This window comes from Arthrobacter sp. cf158 (assembly GCF_900106835.1).
Lineage (GTDB): Bacteria > Actinomycetota > Actinomycetes > Actinomycetales > Micrococcaceae > Arthrobacter.
In genome coordinates, this window is record NZ_FNNR01000002.1 from 26,330 (window position 1) to 43,981 (window position 17,652).

The 17,652-nt window shown below is 61.1% G+C and carries 24 protein-coding genes; 23 read left to right on the forward strand and 1 reads right to left on the reverse strand.

Features of this window, described 5'->3' with window-relative positions; translation table 11 throughout:
- Nucleotides 1-231: 231 nt before the first annotated feature.
- The 3 genes from tuf (at nt 232) to BLW08_RS24240 (ending at nt 5,906) form a co-directional block, all read left to right on the forward strand.
- On the forward strand, nt 232-1,422 hold the full coding sequence (tuf, locus tag BLW08_RS03025; protein WP_011775598.1) for an elongation factor Tu: 1,191 nt from the start codon (nt 232-234) through the stop codon (nt 1,420-1,422).
- A gap of 154 nt (nt 1,423-1,576) precedes the next feature.
- Nucleotides 1,577-5,752 (forward strand): hypothetical protein, encoded by a 4,176-nt coding sequence (locus BLW08_RS03030; protein WP_091323335.1) that lies wholly within the window; start codon nt 1,577-1,579, stop codon nt 5,750-5,752.
- Between the two features lie 28 nt (nt 5,753-5,780).
- Nucleotides 5,781-5,906: a hypothetical protein gene (locus BLW08_RS24240; protein WP_256212527.1), complete on the forward strand. Its 126-nt coding sequence runs from the start codon at nt 5,781-5,783 to the stop codon at nt 5,904-5,906.
- 48 nt (nt 5,907-5,954) lie between these two features.
- On the opposite strand, the gene BLW08_RS03035 is transcribed toward BLW08_RS24240, so the two are convergent.
- Nucleotides 5,955-7,388 carry a GH1 family beta-glucosidase gene (locus BLW08_RS03035; RefSeq protein ID WP_090817763.1) on the reverse strand — a complete coding sequence of 478 codons (1,434 nt, stop codon included), beginning with the start codon at nt 7,386-7,388 and terminating at the stop codon, nt 5,955-5,957.
- Nucleotides 7,389-7,770: 382 nt separating this feature from the next.
- Between BLW08_RS03035 and rpsJ the strand changes: the two genes are divergently transcribed.
- The 20 genes from rpsJ (at nt 7,771) to rplO (ending at nt 17,566) form a co-directional block, all read left to right on the forward strand.
- Complete coding sequence (gene rpsJ / locus BLW08_RS03040; RefSeq protein WP_003803825.1) at nt 7,771-8,079, forward strand: 30S ribosomal protein S10; 309 nt, start codon at nt 7,771-7,773, stop codon at nt 8,077-8,079.
- A gap of 17 nt (nt 8,080-8,096) precedes the next feature.
- The gene (rplC, locus tag BLW08_RS03045; protein ID WP_018776685.1) at nt 8,097-8,747 is read left to right on the forward strand and encodes a 50S ribosomal protein L3; all 651 of its coding nucleotides are present in this window, start codon (nt 8,097-8,099) and stop codon (nt 8,745-8,747) included.
- Between the two features lie 4 nt (nt 8,748-8,751).
- Complete coding sequence (rplD, locus tag BLW08_RS03050) at nt 8,752-9,369, forward strand: 50S ribosomal protein L4 (RefSeq protein ID WP_089595800.1); 618 nt, start codon at nt 8,752-8,754, stop codon at nt 9,367-9,369.
- Nucleotides 9,366-9,671, forward strand: a complete 306-nt coding sequence (rplW, locus tag BLW08_RS03055; protein WP_011775593.1) for a 50S ribosomal protein L23 — start codon at nt 9,366-9,368, stop codon at nt 9,669-9,671. The genes rplD and rplW overlap by 4 nt, the downstream gene beginning before the upstream one ends.
- Before the next feature lie 29 nt (nt 9,672-9,700).
- Nucleotides 9,701-10,540 carry a 50S ribosomal protein L2 gene (gene rplB / locus BLW08_RS03060; protein ID WP_011775592.1) on the forward strand — a complete coding sequence of 280 codons (840 nt, stop codon included), beginning with the start codon at nt 9,701-9,703 and terminating at the stop codon, nt 10,538-10,540.
- Nucleotides 10,541-10,552: 12 nt separating this feature from the next.
- Nucleotides 10,553-10,834 carry a 30S ribosomal protein S19 gene (rpsS, locus tag BLW08_RS03065; protein ID WP_011775591.1) on the forward strand — a complete coding sequence of 94 codons (282 nt, stop codon included), beginning with the start codon at nt 10,553-10,555 and terminating at the stop codon, nt 10,832-10,834.
- A gap of 38 nt (nt 10,835-10,872) precedes the next feature.
- Nucleotides 10,873-11,238, forward strand: a complete 366-nt coding sequence (rplV, locus tag BLW08_RS03070; protein ID WP_090817766.1) for a 50S ribosomal protein L22 — start codon at nt 10,873-10,875, stop codon at nt 11,236-11,238.
- Nucleotides 11,239-12,060: a 30S ribosomal protein S3 gene (rpsC, locus tag BLW08_RS03075; RefSeq protein ID WP_011775589.1), complete on the forward strand. Its 822-nt coding sequence runs from the start codon at nt 11,239-11,241 to the stop codon at nt 12,058-12,060. It abuts the gene before it with no gap.
- Nucleotides 12,061-12,477, forward strand: coding sequence for a 50S ribosomal protein L16 (rplP, locus tag BLW08_RS03080; RefSeq protein ID WP_003803795.1), 417 nt, complete (start codon nt 12,061-12,063; stop codon nt 12,475-12,477).
- Between the two features lie 2 nt (nt 12,478-12,479).
- Nucleotides 12,480-12,800, forward strand: coding sequence for a 50S ribosomal protein L29 (gene rpmC, locus BLW08_RS24245; RefSeq protein ID WP_014922387.1), 321 nt, complete (start codon nt 12,480-12,482; stop codon nt 12,798-12,800).
- Complete coding sequence (rpsQ, locus tag BLW08_RS03090) at nt 12,797-13,093, forward strand: 30S ribosomal protein S17 (protein WP_011775587.1); 297 nt, start codon at nt 12,797-12,799, stop codon at nt 13,091-13,093. Before rpmC ends, rpsQ begins: the two co-directional genes overlap by 4 nt.
- A gap of 352 nt (nt 13,094-13,445) precedes the next feature.
- The gene (gene rplN, locus BLW08_RS03095; RefSeq protein WP_003803789.1) at nt 13,446-13,814 is read left to right on the forward strand and encodes a 50S ribosomal protein L14; all 369 of its coding nucleotides are present in this window, start codon (nt 13,446-13,448) and stop codon (nt 13,812-13,814) included.
- A 3-nt stretch (nt 13,815-13,817) separates the two neighbouring features.
- A complete protein-coding gene (rplX, locus tag BLW08_RS03100; protein WP_062073171.1) occupies nt 13,818-14,177 on the forward strand; it encodes a 50S ribosomal protein L24 in 360 nt (119 codons plus the stop codon).
- Nucleotides 14,177-14,755, forward strand: a complete 579-nt coding sequence (gene rplE, locus BLW08_RS03105; protein ID WP_011775585.1) for a 50S ribosomal protein L5 — start codon at nt 14,177-14,179, stop codon at nt 14,753-14,755. The genes rplX and rplE overlap by 1 nt, the downstream gene beginning before the upstream one ends.
- A 78-nt stretch (nt 14,756-14,833) precedes the next feature.
- Nucleotides 14,834-15,232, forward strand: a complete 399-nt coding sequence (gene rpsH, locus BLW08_RS03110) for a 30S ribosomal protein S8 (RefSeq protein WP_011775584.1) — start codon at nt 14,834-14,836, stop codon at nt 15,230-15,232.
- Between the two features lie 18 nt (nt 15,233-15,250).
- Nucleotides 15,251-15,787 carry a 50S ribosomal protein L6 gene (gene rplF / locus BLW08_RS03115; protein WP_090817769.1) on the forward strand — a complete coding sequence of 179 codons (537 nt, stop codon included), beginning with the start codon at nt 15,251-15,253 and terminating at the stop codon, nt 15,785-15,787.
- Nucleotides 15,788-15,790: 3 nt separating this feature from the next.
- Nucleotides 15,791-16,174, forward strand: coding sequence for a 50S ribosomal protein L18 (gene rplR / locus BLW08_RS03120; RefSeq protein WP_089595796.1), 384 nt, complete (start codon nt 15,791-15,793; stop codon nt 16,172-16,174).
- Between the two features lie 29 nt (nt 16,175-16,203).
- Nucleotides 16,204-16,875, forward strand: a complete 672-nt coding sequence (gene rpsE / locus BLW08_RS03125) for a 30S ribosomal protein S5 (protein ID WP_011775581.1) — start codon at nt 16,204-16,206, stop codon at nt 16,873-16,875.
- A 2-nt stretch (nt 16,876-16,877) separates the two neighbouring features.
- Nucleotides 16,878-17,084 carry a 50S ribosomal protein L30 gene (gene rpmD / locus BLW08_RS03130; protein WP_090817772.1) on the forward strand — a complete coding sequence of 69 codons (207 nt, stop codon included), beginning with the start codon at nt 16,878-16,880 and terminating at the stop codon, nt 17,082-17,084.
- Nucleotides 17,084-17,566, forward strand: a complete 483-nt coding sequence (rplO, locus tag BLW08_RS03135; RefSeq protein WP_090817775.1) for a 50S ribosomal protein L15 — start codon at nt 17,084-17,086, stop codon at nt 17,564-17,566. Before rpmD ends, rplO begins: the two co-directional genes overlap by 1 nt.
- The last annotated feature ends 86 nt before the right edge of the window (nt 17,567-17,652 follow it).

The following is a 17,652-nucleotide window of genomic DNA, read 5'->3' on the forward strand; positions in this document are numbered from 1 at the left end:
TCTCCCGGTAACGGATGCAATTCCGGTATCGGGAAGGCATCTGAGCGTATGAGGTGGGGCTGCGGCGAGAGCCGCGGCCCGGCCCCTGCGCAAACAGGCTCGAGGAACTATCATTGGTTCCTGAATCTGCAATTTCACCAAAACCAAGCCCCCAAGTAGACTTGCTAAAGTTTCTGCCGCGAAAAGCGCGGCCGAGGAGCACTTCACTTGAAATCGTTCTAGGAGGAACCTGTGGCAAAGGCAAAGTTCGAGCGGACTAAGCCGCACGTCAACATCGGCACCATTGGTCACGTTGACCACGGTAAGACGACGCTGACTGCCGCCATTTCCAAGGTGCTGTACGACCAGTACCCGGATCTCAACGAGCAGCGCGACTTCGCGTCGATCGACTCTGCTCCGGAAGAGCGCCAGCGCGGTATTACCATCAACATCTCCCACGTGGAGTACCAGACCGAGAAGCGCCACTACGCACACGTAGACGCCCCGGGTCACGCTGACTACATCAAGAACATGATCACCGGTGCTGCCCAGATGGACGGCGCAATCCTCGTGGTTGCTGCAACCGATGGTCCGATGGCTCAGACCCGTGAGCACGTTCTGCTCGCCCGCCAGGTTGGTGTTCCCTACCTGCTGGTCGCACTGAACAAGTCCGACATGGTTGATGACGAAGAACTCCTCGACCTCGTCGAAATGGAAGTTCGTGAGCTCCTGAGCTCGCAGGGCTTCGATGGCGATGAGGCTCCGGTTGTTCGCGTTTCCGGTCTGAAGGCTCTGGAAGGCGACCCGGTTTGGGTCAAGTCCGTCCAGGACCTGATGGCAGCTGTCGACGAGTCCGTTCCGGACCCCGTACGTGACCGCGACAAGCCGTTCCTGATGCCGATCGAAGACGTCTTCACGATCACCGGCCGTGGCACCGTTGTTACGGGCCGCGCCGAGCGTGGAACCCTCGCCATCAACTCCGAGGTTGAGATCGTTGGCATCCGCCCGATCCAGAAGACCACGGTTACCGGTATCGAGATGTTCCACAAGCAGCTCGACGAAGCATGGGCCGGCGAGAACTGTGGCCTCCTGCTCCGCGGTCTCAAGCGCGACGATGTCGAGCGTGGCCAGGTTGTCGTCAAGCCGGGTTCCATCACCCCGCACACCGACTTCGAGGCTAACGTCTACATCCTTTCCAAGGACGAAGGCGGACGTCACAACCCGTTCTACTCCAACTACCGTCCGCAGTTCTACTTCCGTACCACGGACGTAACCGGCGTTATCACCCTGCCGGAAGGCACGGAAATGGTTATGCCTGGCGACAACACTGAGATGACCGTTGCGCTCATCCAGCCGATCGCTATGGAAGAGGGCCTCGGCTTCGCTATCCGCGAAGGCGGCCGCACCGTTGGTTCGGGACGTGTCACCAGCATCATCAAGTAGTTTCTACTTGTAGGTCAGTGACCTTCCGGCCCAGCCGGTAGTTACGCAAAGAGAGCCCCACCGCTTCGGCGGTGGGGCTCTTCTTTGCTATTATTTATCTATCGAATGGATAAAGCCCGCATTGGGCTGTGTCCGACGAAGCCAAGGAGCTCCCGTGAATGCATTCGTAGTGATGATGTTGCTGATCATTGCCATTGTGGTCAGCTATGCCGTCGGTGTGACGCGGGGGCGCAAGGCGGCTGCCCGGGTGTCACGTGCTGTGGGGCCAGAGGCGGGTGGATATCGCGAGGGTTATCTCGCCGGACATGTGGCAGGGTGGCGGGATGCTGAGGCGAAGCATTTCCGGGCAGGCCCACAAACGGCGCCCGCTACGTCCGCACCGCCGGCAAGTACGCTGTCGCGTCCGGCCTACATCCAGTCGCCGATGCGGCTTCCGGCGCCGCACAGTACGCCACCACCTGCCGTAGCACCACTACCAGTCTTCGCACCACCATTAGCCGTCGCACCACCAGCGGCCGGCCCTGTCCGGCAGCCGCCCCTGCGCGTTCAGCAGCCTCCCGTTCAGAGGGAGAACCCTGCAGAAGCCGCAGCCCGCAAAGCCAAACGCGATCAGCAGAACATCAACATCACCCTCTACGTCGCCAGTCTCTTGCTGGTGGCCGCAGGGGCTCTGTTTGTGGGAACAAGCCTGCCGGAGCTCTTCCGGTTCGCGGGCATTTGGTTCATCACGGCGTTGTTCTATACCTCAGGATTGATCATCCACGCCAAGGTGCCGCGCTTGCGCCCAGCGGCGATTGCCTTTGTCGGAACGGGGCTTGCCCTCGTCCCCGTCACCGGTCTGGCGATGTACAACTTCGTGCTGCACAACGGTCCCGCTGCATGGCTGGTGACGTCGCTGCTCGGTACTATCGCCTACGCTTACACCGCCGTTCGGCTGGATAACAAGGTCCTGGCGTTCCTGTCCCTGAGCTTCGTGGTGTCCACGGCGTGGTCCGGGGTGTCCATCCTCGGTGGCGCATTGGTCTGGTACTTCACCTCCCTGATCGGCGTCGCCATCCTGATGACGGTGGCATCACTTCTCCGTCCCCGTTGGTTGCCGCCCCTCTACGTCCGGCCGCTGATGCTGCTGCACCCCTTCGTTGTTCCATTCGTAGCACTGGCTGTCTCCTTAACGCCGCACCTCTTGTCCAAGGGGGAATACGCCTTGGTCATGCTGATGTGCGGTACCTATTTCGCCGTCATGGTCTTGGTACCGAGGTCCAGATACAGGCTCCGGCACTACTACTCAGCGCGTGCAGCGCTTACCCTGGCGTTGCTTGGCCTGATCTGGGACATTTCAGCCGATGTCAGCACCGTGATGCTCGCAGCCATCATCTGCTTGGGCGTTCAATCCCTGGGAGTAGCCTTCGCGGCCGAGAAGCTGGCCCCGCGCACTTGGTGGAATGACGCTGTGTCCTGCTTGGGCTTGCAGTTGGTCATAGCTGCCATCCTCACAGTGCTCCTCGGCGTGGGCCGGTTCGACATCCAGGACTACCTGCCATTGTCCGTAGCGATGCTGACCGCCATGGTCCTTGGCTGGAAGCTCGGCCACGGCACAGAGTTCGCGCCGGGCGCTGTGGCCGTGGTGGGCATCCCCTTCATCGGTTTCCTTGGAGCATGGCCTGTTTCCCTGCTGCTCGCCTCTGCCGGGCTGTATTGGTTCCTCCGCGCGGCCGTTAGGCCGGCGGACTACCGCCTACAGTTGATCTTCGCAGGGCGGCTTGCCGTAACACTCGCTGTACCGGCCATGGTTGCAGGTGCATTGGAGGGCCACCCGGACAGGGCCGCCCTAACCCTGGCGGCATTCGTGGCAGCGGCGGGCGCACAGCAGGCAGTGAACGCAATTTTGGTCCGCGGGGGAGTCCTGCTGCTCGCCCCGCAAGCGTCGCTGGCCGGGTTTGGTGGCGCTGCGCTGGCAGGGCTGATGGTCCTGCCGGCATTGGACGACGCCGCAGGACGACCAGTGGTTGCTGCGTCACTGCTTCTGGTTCTGTCGGCCGGGGTAGCCTCCGGCTTGTTGATATTTCCGGCCACCCTGCTGCGGGCACCGGTTGCCGATGTATGGCGGCCGACCATGAGTGAGGTCCTTGCCCCGGTCACGATGCTGATAACAGGCCTGGTAGCCGCAGCCAGCGTGTCCCGGGCTTTGGGCAATGTGGTGCTTCTGGTGGCCGTTGCCTACTGTGCCGCGTCCGCGTTGCGTCTCGCGGCTCCACTCCATCGTCAGGGCTATTGGTGGCTCTCCCGGGCAGCCGGAACGCTGTTGGCAGGATCAGCCTACGCCGACGCGATGACGTCCGGCTGGACCTTTCGCGTTGCCGGCGAGATGCCATCGATTCCGCTTTTGGTGATAACAGTGGCAGCCGCACAACTCTGCATTCCGTTGCTGGCAGTCAGCAGGCGCCGGTTCCCCCGTGCTTCAACGGTCGACGCCGGAACAGTGCTCGCTGTGATGCTGGTGGGGGCTGTGGTCCTGACTTTCGGCGCGTATTTGGGGGAGGGCATGGAGCGGGTTGGATGGCAGCCGGGTGCGAGTGCTGTGGCAGCGGCGATTGCGGCGGTTCTCTGTGGTGTGATAATGCGGGCTCAGCGTGGTGCCTGGCTGTTTGCGCCGGCCGCGTTGGTGCTTCTGCTGCCCTTACGCCTTGCACACGTAACGGACATTGAAATTCTGCTGGGTGTCTTCGCGGCGTACTGCGCTTTCATGATGGGCGCCGCCCGTACCCGCCTGGTCCGGGGCGGATACTTGATGGGCCTGCGGGTTCTGGCCGCCGGTTTCATCGTGGTGACCGTCGCAGACCTGACAGACTCATCGGCGGCCGTGCACATAGCGCTGGCCGTGGTCCTCATGGGGCAGCATGCCATAACGCTGTTCCTGCGCAAGCGTGCCGTCGATGTCGCCTTTCAGCGGCCAACGGCATGGGCTGCACTGGGTGCACAGCTCCTGTTGCCGCTGGTCTACCTGCTCGAAGGAAATTACGACGGCGGTGGCCGTTGGCTGGTGATCTTGCAGTTGGCCCTCGTCCCGGCCGCAGCTGCGTTGACGTGGCGCTTCATGAGTGCGCGGGGATCCCAATATCTTGGCGTTGCAGCGGCAGCAGCGATTGCGTTTGCGTGTGGCCCGGCCTTCGCCTTCCCTGCTGAGACATGGCTCCACCAACCGTTGCTGGCCAAGGCGCAGGTGCCGGTTGTCTTGCTCGCATTGGGCGCCGCGATGGTGGCTTTCCGGATCGTGTTCCGGAAAACCGCGCGGGCCGGTCTCGCTGGCGTTGTGCACAGTACGGATCGCTGGTTCTGGCTGGTGTCCGCGCTATTCTTCGTTTTCGCCGGCGGCCTGCTGGCGGTGGGAGTGTCCGTCTCCCTCGCAGGGTTGTCCTTGCTCGTGTTGGCCGTGGTGCTCTTCGTTGCCTCGCACCTGGAGCAGATGCCCGCCCTTTACGCTGCTGCGGCACCGTCCGTGCTGCTGGGTGCCATACCCGTTGGCGACGGCTTGCTGGAGGGTATGGCGCCGAGTGTCTGGGGCAACTACGCGCCCTGGCTGGTGGGAGGCGTTGGTACTTTTGTGTTCCTCTATTCCGCAAAGCTACTGGGGAGGGAGGCAATCGCCGGCGAGGTGTGGCGGCGGAACGCGTTGCTTGCGGCGTCGGCGGCCGGACTTGCGGTGTCAGCCGCAGCCGGGGTTCTACGTGATGAAACGTCCATGCTGGGATTCGTCCTGGTGGTGGCTACAGGCGTGCTGGTGGTTGTTGAGGCTCCCCACAGCAAGTGGTTGGCCGCAGAGCTGGCGGGCTTGGTCGCCGTCGCTGCCTTGCAACGCGCGCTGCTGTTTGTGGACGGGGCCAGGCCGGATTGGTTCTGGGCCGCACAGTGGTATGTCGTTACCGGTGTTGTTCTAGCAGGACTGCGCTACATAAGGAAACAGCGGACCGATGGTCTCCTCAGGCTCTGCATTGCTGCTGGCGCCCTGTCACTATCGTCCTTGGGAATCATTGTGGGCGGTACATCCCCGCAACATCTTTATGTCCTGGTGGCGCACGTGGTGCTCCTTATCCTGGGCGTGCTGGTGGCCGAACGGGTGATCGTCTGGTGGGGCGCTGCCGGTGTCGCATTAAGCGTCATGTGGGCGCTGCGCTCCTACGCCTTCGCCATGCTGGCCCTCGTGGCTGTGGCACTGATAGTGCTGGCTGTGTGGCGTTTGAACCGCAGGCCGGCAACAAGCGGCCACGCCCCGGCTCCCGGTGGGGATCCCGACGATATGCAAGCGGAGCGGACTCAGGACAGAATCCGATAATGTTGCAGTCTACGGAGAGGAGCGCACCATGGAATTCCTGATCTTCCTGGCAATCATCGCCGCCATCGGCGGCGGTGTTATCTGGGGCCGCAAGAACTTTCGGAATGAGATCGAGCGTGCCAAGCGCATTAGGCGCGCCAACAAGAACCAATAGGGCAGCCTTGAAGGCTGCTTGATTTAACCTGCCCGTGCCATGCTCGGGTCAGTGTTCGTGGCTGCGTGCGCGCGCCAGTGCACGCAACCAGTAAAACGATTCCTTCGGGGTACGTTCCAAGGATTCGAAGTCCACATGGACCAATCCGAAACGCTGGGAGTAGCCGGCCGCCCACTCGAAGTTGTCCAACAAGGTCCAGACGTAATAGCCGCGCAGGTCCACATCGCCAGCGATGCCTCCGGGCCCTGTGGCTGTCAGGGCGTGGCCCAAGTGCTCTGCCAGGTAGGAGATCCTGTTGGTGTCCTGGACGGGCCCATCAACGTGGGCAGGTTCCGGGAAGCTGGCTCCGCCTTCGGTAATGAAAACAGGGGGGAGCGCGTCCCCATAGCGGTCCTTCAATTCCCGGAGTACCAACGCCAGGTGTTCCGGCGCCACAGGCCAACCGAATCCAGTGGTTTCGTATTCCTGGTAGGCAGCCAGATGGAAGGGCACTTTGGTCATCTCAGTGGACGTTCCGGTGGGGATCTCGGCTGGCCCCGGGCCCGCGGCCACCTTGACGGGGTAGTAATAGTTCAGGCCGTAGAAGTCCAAGGGTTGGCAGATCGTGGCCATGTCACCGTCCTCCACGGTGCCTAAAGACCGAAACCACGGCTTCATGGCAAAGGGAGGCTTGGGATATTCGCCCAGAAGCACCGCGTCCGCATAGATGCGATTAAGAATGTGGTCAAAGGCTTGGGCCATCAGGCGGTCGGGAAGACTGTTGGTGGCGGCCCGGACGGGGGAGTGCATATTGGATATCCCGATTTGCCCTTTCACGCCAGCGGTTCGGAGCGCTTGCACAGCCAATCCATGCCCGAGGAGTTGATGGTGGGCTGCAGGAAGAGCATCGAACAGCAGTTGTCGTCCTGGAGCATGGACCCCCAGAGCATACCCCTGCAGAGTGACGGAGACCGGCTCATTCAGGGTGACCCACTGGGCTACGCGATCTCCAAAGCGCTCAGCAGCTGCGGTGCAATAAACGGCGAAGCGCTGGGCCGTGTCCCGGTTCATCCAGCCGCCTGCGTGCTCCAGTTCAAGCGGGGTATCCCAATGGAACAGTGTGGTCATAGGGGAGATGCCCGCGGCCAGGAGTTTATCGATGAGCCGGTCGTAAAAATCCAGTCCCCTCTGGTTCACCGCACCCTTGCCACCGGGCTGGATGCGGGGCCAGGAGAGCGAGAACCGGTACGAGTCGACGCCCAGCTCCTGCATCAGGGCAATGTCTTCATCCGAGCGGTTGTAGTGATCGCACGCCAAGGTGGGAGAGCCGCCGTCGAAAATTGCTCCTGGCTTTTCCGCGAACGCATCCCAAGCGGATGGCCCGCGGCCATCAGCGGTCAGTGATCCCTCGATCTGGAATGCCGCCGCCGCGACACCCAGTGTGAAACCAGGACGCAGACGTGCGGCAAGATCTTCCACGGAGCCCGAATCCTGGACGGTCATGCCCCAATCTTCCTCAGCCGCAGGCCGCCGGGCAATGGCGTGGGAGGCCCGATTGGCCTTTACCCTATATTTCCGCCATACTGGATGAGTTGTTCAAGCGCTTCTTCGTGTCCCGATCCGGATAATGCCGGGTGTCAGGGTCCAGGTTGAAGCCCAAACATAACCCTGAACCCCATGGAATGCGGTCGAGTCTGCGTGGAAATCGCGACACGCCCGACCGCGGGGGTCGGTGCGCCGGCAGGTTGAGGAACCCGGAATATCCGGATTCAGCTTGTGCGGCGTGTGGTGGTAATACCTCAAACGCCTCGGCGGCCACATCAACAGGTAAGTAAACAGAGCAGCCCTAACTAGAGCAGCACTAGCTGAAAGAGAGTCAGGCGACATGGCGGGACAAAAAATCCGCATCCGGCTGAAGTCATATGACCACGAGGTCATTGATGTTTCAGCGCGGAAGATCGTTGAGACGGTCACGCGCGCAGGCGCAACGGTAGTCGGCCCGGTGCCGCTGCCCACGGAGAAGAACGTTTACTGCGTTATTCGCTCTCCTCACAAGTACAAGGACAGCCGTGAGCACTTCGAAATGCGTACTCACAAGCGTCTGATCGACATCATCGACCCCACGCCGAAGGCTGTTGACTCGCTTATGCGTCTCGACCTGCCCGCAGACGTGAACATCGAAATCAAGCTCTAGGGAGGTGCTGAGAGACTATGACCGCAACCCGTAACGTAAAGGGCCTGCTGGGCACGAAGCTCGGCATGACCCAGGTCTGGGACGAGAACAACAAGCTCATCCCGGTAACTGTCGTCCAGGCTGACTCCAACGTCATCACGCAGCTGCGCAACGCAGATGTCGATGGCTACGTCGCCGTCCAGATCGGCTACGGCCAGATCGACCCCCGCAAGGTCACCAAGCCGCTGGCTGGTCACTTTGAAAAGGCTGGCGTTACCCCTCGCCGCCACGTCGTCGAACTGCGTACCGCAGACGCCGCATCCTACGAGCTGGGCCAGGAGCTCTCTGTTGAGATCTTCGAAGCCGGCCAGAAGATCGACGTCGTCGGCACCTCAAAGGGTAAGGGCTTCGCCGGTGTTATGAAGCGTCACGGCTTCCACGGCGTTGGCGCTTCCCACGGTGCCCACAAGAACCACCGTAAGCCTGGCTCCATCGGTGGCGCATCCACCCCGAGCCGCGTCTTCAAGGGCCTGAAAATGGCCGGCCGCATGGGCGCCGAGCGTCACACCACGCTGAACCTCACGGTTCACGCTGTTGACGTTGAGAAGTCGCTGCTCCTTATCAAGGGTGCCGTTCCCGGTGCCCGCGGCCAGGTCGTACTCGTACGCACCGCCGTGAAGGGAGCCTAGTTCAATGACTAGCACTGTCAAGGTAGACCTGCCTGCAGAGATCTTCGACGTCCAGACCAACGTGCCGCTGCTGCACCAGGTCGTCGTCGCACAGCTCGCTGCTGCACGCCAGGGTACCCACAAGACGAAGACCCGCGCCGAGGTTTCCGGTGCAGGTCGCAAGCCGTTCAAGCAGAAGGGTACCGGCCGCGCCCGTCAGGGTTCCATCCGTGCTCCTCACATGACCGGCGGTGGCGTTGTCCACGGTCCGACCCCTCGTGACTACAGCCAGCGCACCCCCAAGAAGATGAAGGCTGCTGCACTCCGCGGCGCCCTGTCTGACCGCGCCCGCAACGGCCGCATCCACGTCATCGCTGAACTGGTAGCCGGCACCAAGCCGTCCGCCAAGGACGCACTGGCTTCGCTGCGCTCCGTCACTGAGCGCAAGAACCTGCTCGTCGTAATCGAGCGCGCCAACGATGTTGCTGCACTGTCCGTGCGCAACCTCCAGGATGTTCATGTTCTGTACGCAGATCAGCTGAACACCTACGACGTGCTTGTCTCCGACGACGTGGTCTTCACCAAGGCTGCTTTCGAGGCGTTCGTCGCTGACAAGGCAAAGAACGAGGAGGCCTCCAAGTGAGCGTAACCACCATCAAGGACCCGCGCGACGTCGTGCTTGCACCCGTCGTATCGGAAAAGAGCTACGGTCTGATCGACGAAGGCAAGTACACCTTCCTGGTGGACCCTCGCTCGAACAAGACCGAGATCAAGCTGGCCGTTGAGAAGATCTTCTCGGTCAAAGTTGACTCGATCAACACCATCAACCGTGCCGGTAAGCGCAAGCGCACCAAATTCGGCTGGGGACAGCGCAAGAGCACCAAGCGTGCAATTGTCACCCTCAAAGAAGGCACAATCGACATCTTCGGCGGTCCGCTCGCGTAGCGGAGACCACTTTAACGAGGAAATAAATTATGGGAATCCGTAAATACAAGCCGACTACCCCGGGCCGTCGTGGCTCGAGCGTAGCCGACTTTGCTGAAATCACGCGATCGACTCCGGAAAAGTCGTTGCTGCGTCCGCTGCACAAGACTGGCGGCCGTAACAACTCCGGTAAGATCACCACCCGTCACAAGGGTGGTGGGCACAAGCGCCAGTACCGTCTGATCGACTTCCGTCGTCACGACAAGGACGGCATCAACGCCCGCGTTGCCGAAATCGAGTACGACCCGAACCGTACGGCTCGCATCGCACTCCTGCACTACGTTGATGGCACCAAGCGTTACATCATCGCTCCTAACAAGCTGTCCCAGGGTGACTTCGTCGAGGCTGGTCCTGACGCTGACATCAAGCCGGGCAACAACCTGCCGCTGCGCAACATCCCGGTTGGTACCGTAATCCACGCAGTTGAACTGCGTCCGGGTGGCGGCGCCAAGATGGCACGTTCCGCAGGTGCTTCGGTACAGCTCGTTGCCAAGGAAGGCCGCTTCGCACAGCTGCGTCTGCCCTCCGGCGAAATCCGCAACGTTGACGTGCGCTGCCGTGCAACTGTCGGCGAGGTCGGCAACGCCGAGCAGTCGAACATCAACTGGGGCAAGGCCGGCCGTATGCGCTGGAAGGGTGTTCGCCCGACTGTCCGTGGTGTAGCCATGAACCCGGTTGACCACCCGCACGGTGGTGGTGAAGGTAAGACTTCCGGTGGACGTCACCCGGTTAACCCGAACGGCAAGCCCGAGGGCCGTACCCGCCGTCCGAACAAAGAGAGCGACAAGCTTATTGTTCGTCGCCGCCGTACTGGCAAGAACAAGCGATAGGAGCCTGGACACATGCCACGCAGCCTGAAAAAAGGTCCTTTCGTTGACCAGCACCTCTTTGTGAAGGTCGCACGGGAAAACGATAAGGGCACCAAGAACGTCATCAAGACCTGGTCCCGCCGTTCGATGATCATCCCCGACATGCTCGGGCACACGATCGCCGTACACGACGGACGCAAGCACATCCCGGTGTTTGTCACTGAGTCGATGGTCGGGCACAAGCTCGGCGAATTCGCTCCCACGCGGACATTCCGCGGCCATGTTAAGGACGACCGTAAGGGCAAGCGCCGCTAGGCGCCTGACCTTACGTCTTAGACGAGAGAAGGAAAGCAATGGAAGCCAAGGCTATTGCGCGTCACATCCGCGTAACGCCTATGAAGGCCCGGCGCGTCGTCAACCTTGTTCGTGGTAAGCAAGCGAATGAGGCTCTGGCAATTCTGAAGTTTGCCCCCCAGGCAGCTTCGGAGCCGGTATTCAAGGTACTTCAGTCGGCAATGGCCAACGCACGCGTCCTCGCGGACCGTGACGGCGTTGCATTCGACGACAGCGACCTGTTCATCAGCGAAGCATTCGTTGATGAAGGCCCGACCATGAAGCGGTTCCAGCCGCGTGCCCAAGGCCGCGCCTACCGCATTAGGAAGCGGACCAGCCACATCACCGTGGTCGTCGCAACCCCGGAGAAAGAGGAGGCTCGCTAAGTGGGACAGAAAGTAAACCCGCACGGGTTCCGACTCGGCATCACCACCGACCACGTTTCGCACTGGTTCGCTGACAGCACCAAGCCCGGACAGCGCTACAAGGACTTCGTCCGCGAGGACATCAAGATCCGTCAGCTCATGTCCACCGGCATGGAGCGCGCCGGCATCGCCAAGGTCGAGATCGAGCGTACCCGTGACCGTGTCCGCGTGGATATCCACACGGCACGCCCGGGTATCGTTATCGGCCGCCGCGGCGCCGAAGCAGACCGCATCCGTGGCGAGCTCGAAAAGCTCACCGGCAAGCAGGTTCAGCTGAACATCCTCGAGGTCAAGAACCCCGAGATGGAAGCCCAGCTTGTTGCCCAGGGCATCGCAGAGCAGCTCACTTCCCGCGTGGCGTTCCGCCGCGCGATGAAGAAGGCAATGCAGTCCGCACAGCGTGCGGGTGCCAAGGGCATCCGTGTTGCTTGCTCGGGTCGTCTGGGTGGCGCAGAAATGTCCCGCTCGGAGTTCTACCGCGAAGGCCGTGTGCCCCTGCACACCCTCCGTGCGAACATCGACTACGGCTTCTACGAAGCCAAGACCACCTTCGGCCGTATCGGTGTGAAGGTTTGGATCTACAAGGGTGACGTAACTGCCAAGGAACTGGCTCAGCAGGCAGCTGCTGCTCCGTCCCGTGGCCGTGCAGGAGACCGTCCGGGCCGCCCGGGTGGCGACCGCCGTCGTCGTAACGACCGTCCGGCAGCTGAGGCAGCACCCGCTGCCGTTGAAGCACCGGCCGCTGAAGCTGCTGCTCCGGCAGCAGAAGGAGGACAGGCTTAAATGCTTATCCCACGTCGAGTCAAGCACCGTAAGCAGCACCACCCGGGTCGTTCCGGCGCTGCTACGGGCGGCACCAAGGTCAGCTTCGGTGAGTACGGTATCCAGGCCCTGAGCCCGGCATACGTGACGAACCGTCAGATCGAGTCCGCTCGTATCGCGATGACCCGCCACATCAAGCGTGGCGGTAAGGTCTGGATCAACATCTACCCGGACCGTCCGCTGACGAAGAAGCCTGCTGAAACCCGCATGGGTTCCGGTAAGGGTTCTCCGGAATGGTGGGTCGCAAACGTCAAGCCGGGCCGGGTTCTCTTCGAACTCTCCGGTGTCAATGAAGAGGTAGCTCGCGAGGCCCTGCGCCTGGCAATCCACAAGCTCCCGTTGAAGGCACGCATTGTGCGTCGCGAAGGTGGTGAATAGAAATGGCAGTAGGGTCGAAGGATCTCGCACCCGCACAGCTGGACGGTTTCGACAACGAGCGTCTCGTTGAAGAACTCCGCAAGTCCAAGGAAGAGCTGTTCAACCTGCGTTTCCAGTCCGCCACCGGACAGCTGGAGAACCACGGTCGCCTGCGCGCGGTAAAGAAGGACATCGCACGCATCTACACCGTTCTCCGTGAGCGCGAGCTGGGCATTCGTGCCGAGGTTGCCGCACCGGTTGTGGAAGCCAAGGAAGAAAAGAAGTCCAAGAAGGCTGCCAAGGCTGAAAAGGCCGAGGTTGAAGCTGGAGAGGACGCCAAGTGAGCGAGAAGGAAACTGTGACGGAAGCAGCAGCCAGCGCTGAACAGCGCGGTTACCGTAAGACGCGTCGCGGCTACGTTGTCTCTGACAAGATGGAAAAGACCATCGTTGTTCAGGTTGAAGACCGCGTGAAGCACGCTCTGTACGGCAAGGTTATTCGCCGCACCTCGAAGATCAAGGCTCACGACGAAGAGAACACCGCCGGCATCGGCGACCTCGTTCTCATCTCTGAGACCCGCCCGCTCTCCGCTACCAAGCGGTGGCGTCTGGTGGAGATCCTCGAAAAGGCCAAGTAAATCCAACGTCAGGCTTGCCTGGCAGGGTTCACTGGAAAGGCCCGCATTCCTTCGGGAATGCGGGCCTTTCCGCATCTCCGGCCGTTTCGGAATCAGGCCGTAAACGTGCTAGGATATTGAGTTTGTATGGCGCCACTTGTGCGTCATCAACTACCTCGTAAACAATCGTGCCGCTGCATACTGCCCCGCGCAGAGTTTTCTGCAAGGGAAGCTGATGCTTGTGGCACGGGCGTTTAGGCCTGTACTGGCAAAATCCAGGCAGGTCAAGAGACACCCCGATCAACCGTTCCGCAAGGCTCATTCCGTATGCATGATTTCGGTCTGAGAACCGGCGCGACGCAAGGAGTAAAAATTGATTCAGCAGGAGTCGCGACTCAAGGTCGCCGACAACACGGGTGCTAAGGAAATCCTTACCATTCGCGTTCTCGGTGGATCCGGTCGTCGCTACGCAGGCATTGGCGACGTCATCGTCGCTACCGTCAAGGACGCTATCCCTGGCGGCAACGTAAAGAAGGGTGACGTCGTCAAGGCCGTCATCGTTCGTACCAAGAAGGAACGCCGCCGTGCGGATGGTTCCTACATCAAGTTTGACGAAAACGCAGCTGTGATCCTGAAGAACGACGGTGACCCCCGCGGTACCCGTATCTTCGGCCCGGTTGGTCGTGAACTTCGCGACAAGAAGTTCATGAAGATCGTTTCGCTGGCCCCGGAGGTGCTTTAGTCCATGGCTAAGATCAAGAAGGGTGACCTCGTTCAGGTCATCACCGGCGCCAAGCAGGAACGCGGCGGCGACCGCGGCAAGCAGGGCAAGGTCCTGCGCGTATTCCCGGACACCAACCGCGTGCTGGTAGAGGGAATCAACCGCGTCACCAAGCACACCAAGGTCGGTCAGTCGCAGCGCGGCACCAAGACCGGTGGCATCGAGGTTGTTGAAGCCCCGATCCACGTTTCCAACGTTGCTTTGGTTGACCCGTCGACCAAGAAGCCGACCCGTGTTGGTTTCCGTCTCGACACCGTTGAGAAGGATGGCGCTACCAAGACCGTCCGTATCCGCGTGTCCAAGGCCACCGGGAAGGACATCTAATGACTGAGACTCTCGAGACTCCAGTAAAGATCGTTCCGCGTCTGAAGACGAAGTACGCAGAGACCATCAAGAAGTCCCTGCAGGACGAATTCAGCTACGCGAACGTCAACCAGGTTCCCCGCCTGGTGAAGGTTGTAGTGAACATGGGTGTTGGAGATGCCGCCAAGGACTCCAAGCTGATCGACGGCGCTGTCCGCGACCTCACCCTGATCACCGGCCAGAAGCCGCAGGTAACCAAGGCCCGCAAGTCGATCGCACAGTTCAAGCTGCGCGAAGGCATGCCGATCGGTGCACACGCAACTCTGCGTGGAGACCGCATGTGGGAATTCGTGGACCGTCTGGTTTCGCTGGCTCTGCCGCGTATCCGTGACTTCCGCGGCCTCAACGGCAAGCAGTTCGATGGCAACGGCAACTACACCTTCGGTCTGACCGAGCAGGTTATGTTCCACGAAATCGACCAGGACTCCATCGACCGCGTTCGCGGTATGGACATCACGGTCGTCACCACCGCCAAGACCGATGACGAAGGCCGTGCGCTGCTCAAGGCGCTTGGTTTCCCGTTCAAGACCGAAAACTAACTACGTGACAGGTCCGTCTGCGCAGGCTCCTAAGAGCCAGCGCAACGGAAACCGGTACGAGGAAGGGCTATAGCCCAAATGACTATGACAGATCCTGTCGCAGACATGCTCACGCGTCTGCGCAATGCAAACTCGGCATACCACGACACCGTGTCCATGCCGTACAGCAAACTGAAGGCACGCGTTGCTGACATCCTGAAGGCAGAAGGCTACATTGCTGGCTGGAAGGAAGAAGACGCCGAGGTTGGCAAGAAGCTGACCATCGACCTGAAGTTCGGTCCGAACCGCGAGCGTTCCATCGCTGGCGTCCGCCGCATCTCCAAGCCGGGCCTCCGCGTTTACGCGAAGTCCACCAACCTGCCGCACGTGCTGGGTGGCCTGGGTATCGCAATCCTGTCCACCTCTTCCGGCCTCCTGACTGACAAGCAGGCCGGCAAGAAGGGCGTGGGCGGCGAAGTCCTCGCGTACGTCTGGTAACGGGAAAGGAAGAGAATAATGTCACGTATTGGACGTCTCCCCATCACCGTTCCTGCCGGAGTTGAGGTCAAGCTCGATGGCTCCGTCATCAGCGTCAAGGGTTCCAAGGGCGAGCTGAGCCACACTGTTGCCAGCCCGATCGAGGTTTCCCTGGAAGAGAACACTCTCACGGTCACCCGCCCGAACGACGAGCGCAACTCGCGTTCGCTGCACGGCCTGACCCGCACCCTGATCGCCAACATGATCCAGGGCGTTACCGAGGGCTACGAGAAGAAGCTTGAAATCGTTGGTACTGGTTACCGCGTTCAGGCAAAGGGTTCTGACCTGGAGTTCGCTCTGGGCTACAGCCACCCGGTTAGCGTCTCTGCACCCGAAGGCATCACCTTCGTAGTAGAGGGTCCGACCAAGCTCTCTGTTGCGGGTATCAACAAGCAGCAGGTCGGCGAGGTTGCTGCCAACATTCGCAAGCTGCGCAAGCCTGACCCCTACAAGGGCAAGGGTGTCCGTTACGCCGGCGAAGTCATCCGCCGCAAGGTCGGAAAGGCTGGTAAGTAAACCATGGCCATCGCAATTAACAAGAAGCGTACGAACAAGAGCAAGTCTGCTGCACGCAGCCGTCGCCAGCTTCGTATCCGCAAGCGCATCACCGGTACGGCTGTACGTCCTCGTCTGGTCGTCAACCGTTCGGCACGTCACGTATTCGTTCAGGTTGTCGATGACAGCAAGGGTGTAACCGTGGCTTACGCTTCCACCCTGGAAGCTGACCTTCGCGCATTCGACGGAGACAAGACTGCCAAGGCCAAGCGCGTCGGCGAGCTCGTTGCCGAGCGTGCCAAGGCTGCAGGCGTCGAGGCTGTTGTCTTCGACCGTGGCGGTAACAAGTACCACGGCCGCATCGCCGCCGTCGCTGACGGTGCTCGCGAAGGTGGGCTGGCACTGTGACCGTTGAAAATAACGAAAAGGACATTCAGGTGACTGAAGCTGTAGCTGCTGAAGCAACTGAGACCGCACCCGCTACCGATGACCGCCGCGGCGGACGTCGTGGCGAGCGTGGCGACCGTGGCCAGGGCCGCGGCGACCGTGGTGGCCGTGGTGGCCGCGACGGCGGTCGTGAAGCCGAGAAGAGCCAGTTCGTAGAGCGCGTTGTCACCATCAACCGCGTTGCCAAGGTGGTCAAGGGTGGTCGTCGCTTCAGCTTCACCGCCCTGGTCGTCGTCGGTGACGGCAACGGTATGGTCGGCGTAGGCTACGGCAAGGCCAAGGAAGTTCCCGCAGCAATCGCGAAGGGCGTTGAAGAGGCCAAGAAGTCCTTCTTCCGTGTTCCCCGCGTTGGCAGCACCATCCCGCACCGTGTGCAGGGTGAAGCTGCTGCAGGCGTAGTCCTGCTGCGTCCGGCTTCTGCCGGTACCGGTGTTATTGCCGGTGGTCCGGTCCGCGCTGTACTGGAGTGCGTGGGCATCCACGACATCCTCTCCAAGTCGCTCGGTTCTTCCAACGCGATCAACATCGTTCACGCGACCGTTGCCGCTCTGAAGCAGCTCGAAGAGCCCGCTTCCGTGGCTGCCCGCCGTGGCTTGCCGCTGGACGAGGTTGCTCCTGCTGCTCTGGTGCGCGCGCTCCAGAACCAGAAGGCAGGTGTTTAGTCATGGCTAAGAACCTGACTCCCTCCGACGCCAAGTTGGAAATCACCCAGATCAAGGGCGTCATTGGCGCCAAGCAGAACCAGATTGCGACCCTTCGGTCCCTCGGTCTCAAGCGCATCGGACACACCGTTGTCCGTAACGCTGACGCCGTGACCGTTGGCATGCTGAACACGGTTCCGCACCTCGTGAATGTAGAGGAGGCGAAGTAATGGCAGAGAACAAGACCGCCGCAGAGACTGCTGAGAAGCAGAACGCTCTGAAGGTCCACCACCTGCGTCCCGCCCCGGGTGCCAAGACCGCCAAGACCCGTGTTGGTCGTGGTGAAGGCTCCAAGGGTAAGACCGCTGGTCGCGGTACCAAGGGTACGAAGGCCCGCTACCAGGTAAAGGCTGGCTTTGCCGGCGGCCAGCTGCCGCTGCACATGCGCCTGCCGAAGCTGCGCGGCTTCAAGAACCCGTTCCGGGTTGAGTTCCAGGTTGTGAACCTGGAGAAGCTCAACGAGCTGTTCCCGGAAGGTGGCACCGTCACCGTTGAGTCCCTGGTTGAGAAGGGCGCCGTTCGCAAGAACCAGCCCGTCAAGGTGCTTGGCACCGGCGACATCACCGTCAAGGTTGATGTTACGGCCCACGCATTCTCCGCCAGCGCTACGGAGAAGATTGCTGCAGCAGGCGGAAGCACCACTGCTCTCTAAGAGCCAGTGGGGCTGAGGCCCGTTGAAAAAGATCCCGGTATGCGGGGCTTCGGCCCTGTGTACCGGGATTTTTTGCGTGATTGTGC

What these genes read in the sequence shown, in the direction of transcription:
- BLW08_RS24240 (WP_256212527.1), top strand. Translation starts at nt 5,781, where the DNA reads ATGGAATTCCTGATCTTCCTGGCAATCATCGCCGCCATCGGCGGCGGT.
- BLW08_RS03035 (WP_090817763.1), bottom strand. Translation starts at nt 7,388, where the DNA reads ATGACCGTCCAGGATTCGGGCTCCGTGGAAGATCTTGCCGCACGTCTG.
- rpsJ (WP_003803825.1), top strand. Translation starts at nt 7,771, where the DNA reads ATGGCGGGACAAAAAATCCGCATCCGGCTGAAGTCATATGACCACGAG.
- rplC (WP_018776685.1), top strand. Translation starts at nt 8,097, where the DNA reads ATGACCGCAACCCGTAACGTAAAGGGCCTGCTGGGCACGAAGCTCGGC.
- rplD (WP_089595800.1), top strand. Translation starts at nt 8,752, where the DNA reads ATGACTAGCACTGTCAAGGTAGACCTGCCTGCAGAGATCTTCGACGTC.
- rplB (WP_011775592.1), top strand. Translation starts at nt 9,701, where the DNA reads ATGGGAATCCGTAAATACAAGCCGACTACCCCGGGCCGTCGTGGCTCG.
- rpsS (WP_011775591.1), top strand. Translation starts at nt 10,553, where the DNA reads ATGCCACGCAGCCTGAAAAAAGGTCCTTTCGTTGACCAGCACCTCTTT.
- rplV (WP_090817766.1), top strand. Translation starts at nt 10,873, where the DNA reads ATGGAAGCCAAGGCTATTGCGCGTCACATCCGCGTAACGCCTATGAAG.
- rplP (WP_003803795.1), top strand. Translation starts at nt 12,061, where the DNA reads ATGCTTATCCCACGTCGAGTCAAGCACCGTAAGCAGCACCACCCGGGT.
- rpmC (WP_014922387.1), top strand. Translation starts at nt 12,480, where the DNA reads ATGGCAGTAGGGTCGAAGGATCTCGCACCCGCACAGCTGGACGGTTTC.
- rplX (WP_062073171.1), top strand. Translation starts at nt 13,818, where the DNA reads ATGGCTAAGATCAAGAAGGGTGACCTCGTTCAGGTCATCACCGGCGCC.
- rplE (WP_011775585.1), top strand. Translation starts at nt 14,177, where the DNA reads ATGACTGAGACTCTCGAGACTCCAGTAAAGATCGTTCCGCGTCTGAAG.
- rpsH (WP_011775584.1), top strand. Translation starts at nt 14,834, where the DNA reads ATGACTATGACAGATCCTGTCGCAGACATGCTCACGCGTCTGCGCAAT.
- rplF (WP_090817769.1), top strand. Translation starts at nt 15,251, where the DNA reads ATGTCACGTATTGGACGTCTCCCCATCACCGTTCCTGCCGGAGTTGAG.
- rplR (WP_089595796.1), top strand. Translation starts at nt 15,791, where the DNA reads ATGGCCATCGCAATTAACAAGAAGCGTACGAACAAGAGCAAGTCTGCT.
- rpmD (WP_090817772.1), top strand. Translation starts at nt 16,878, where the DNA reads ATGGCTAAGAACCTGACTCCCTCCGACGCCAAGTTGGAAATCACCCAG.
- rplO (WP_090817775.1), top strand. Translation starts at nt 17,084, where the DNA reads ATGGCAGAGAACAAGACCGCCGCAGAGACTGCTGAGAAGCAGAACGCT.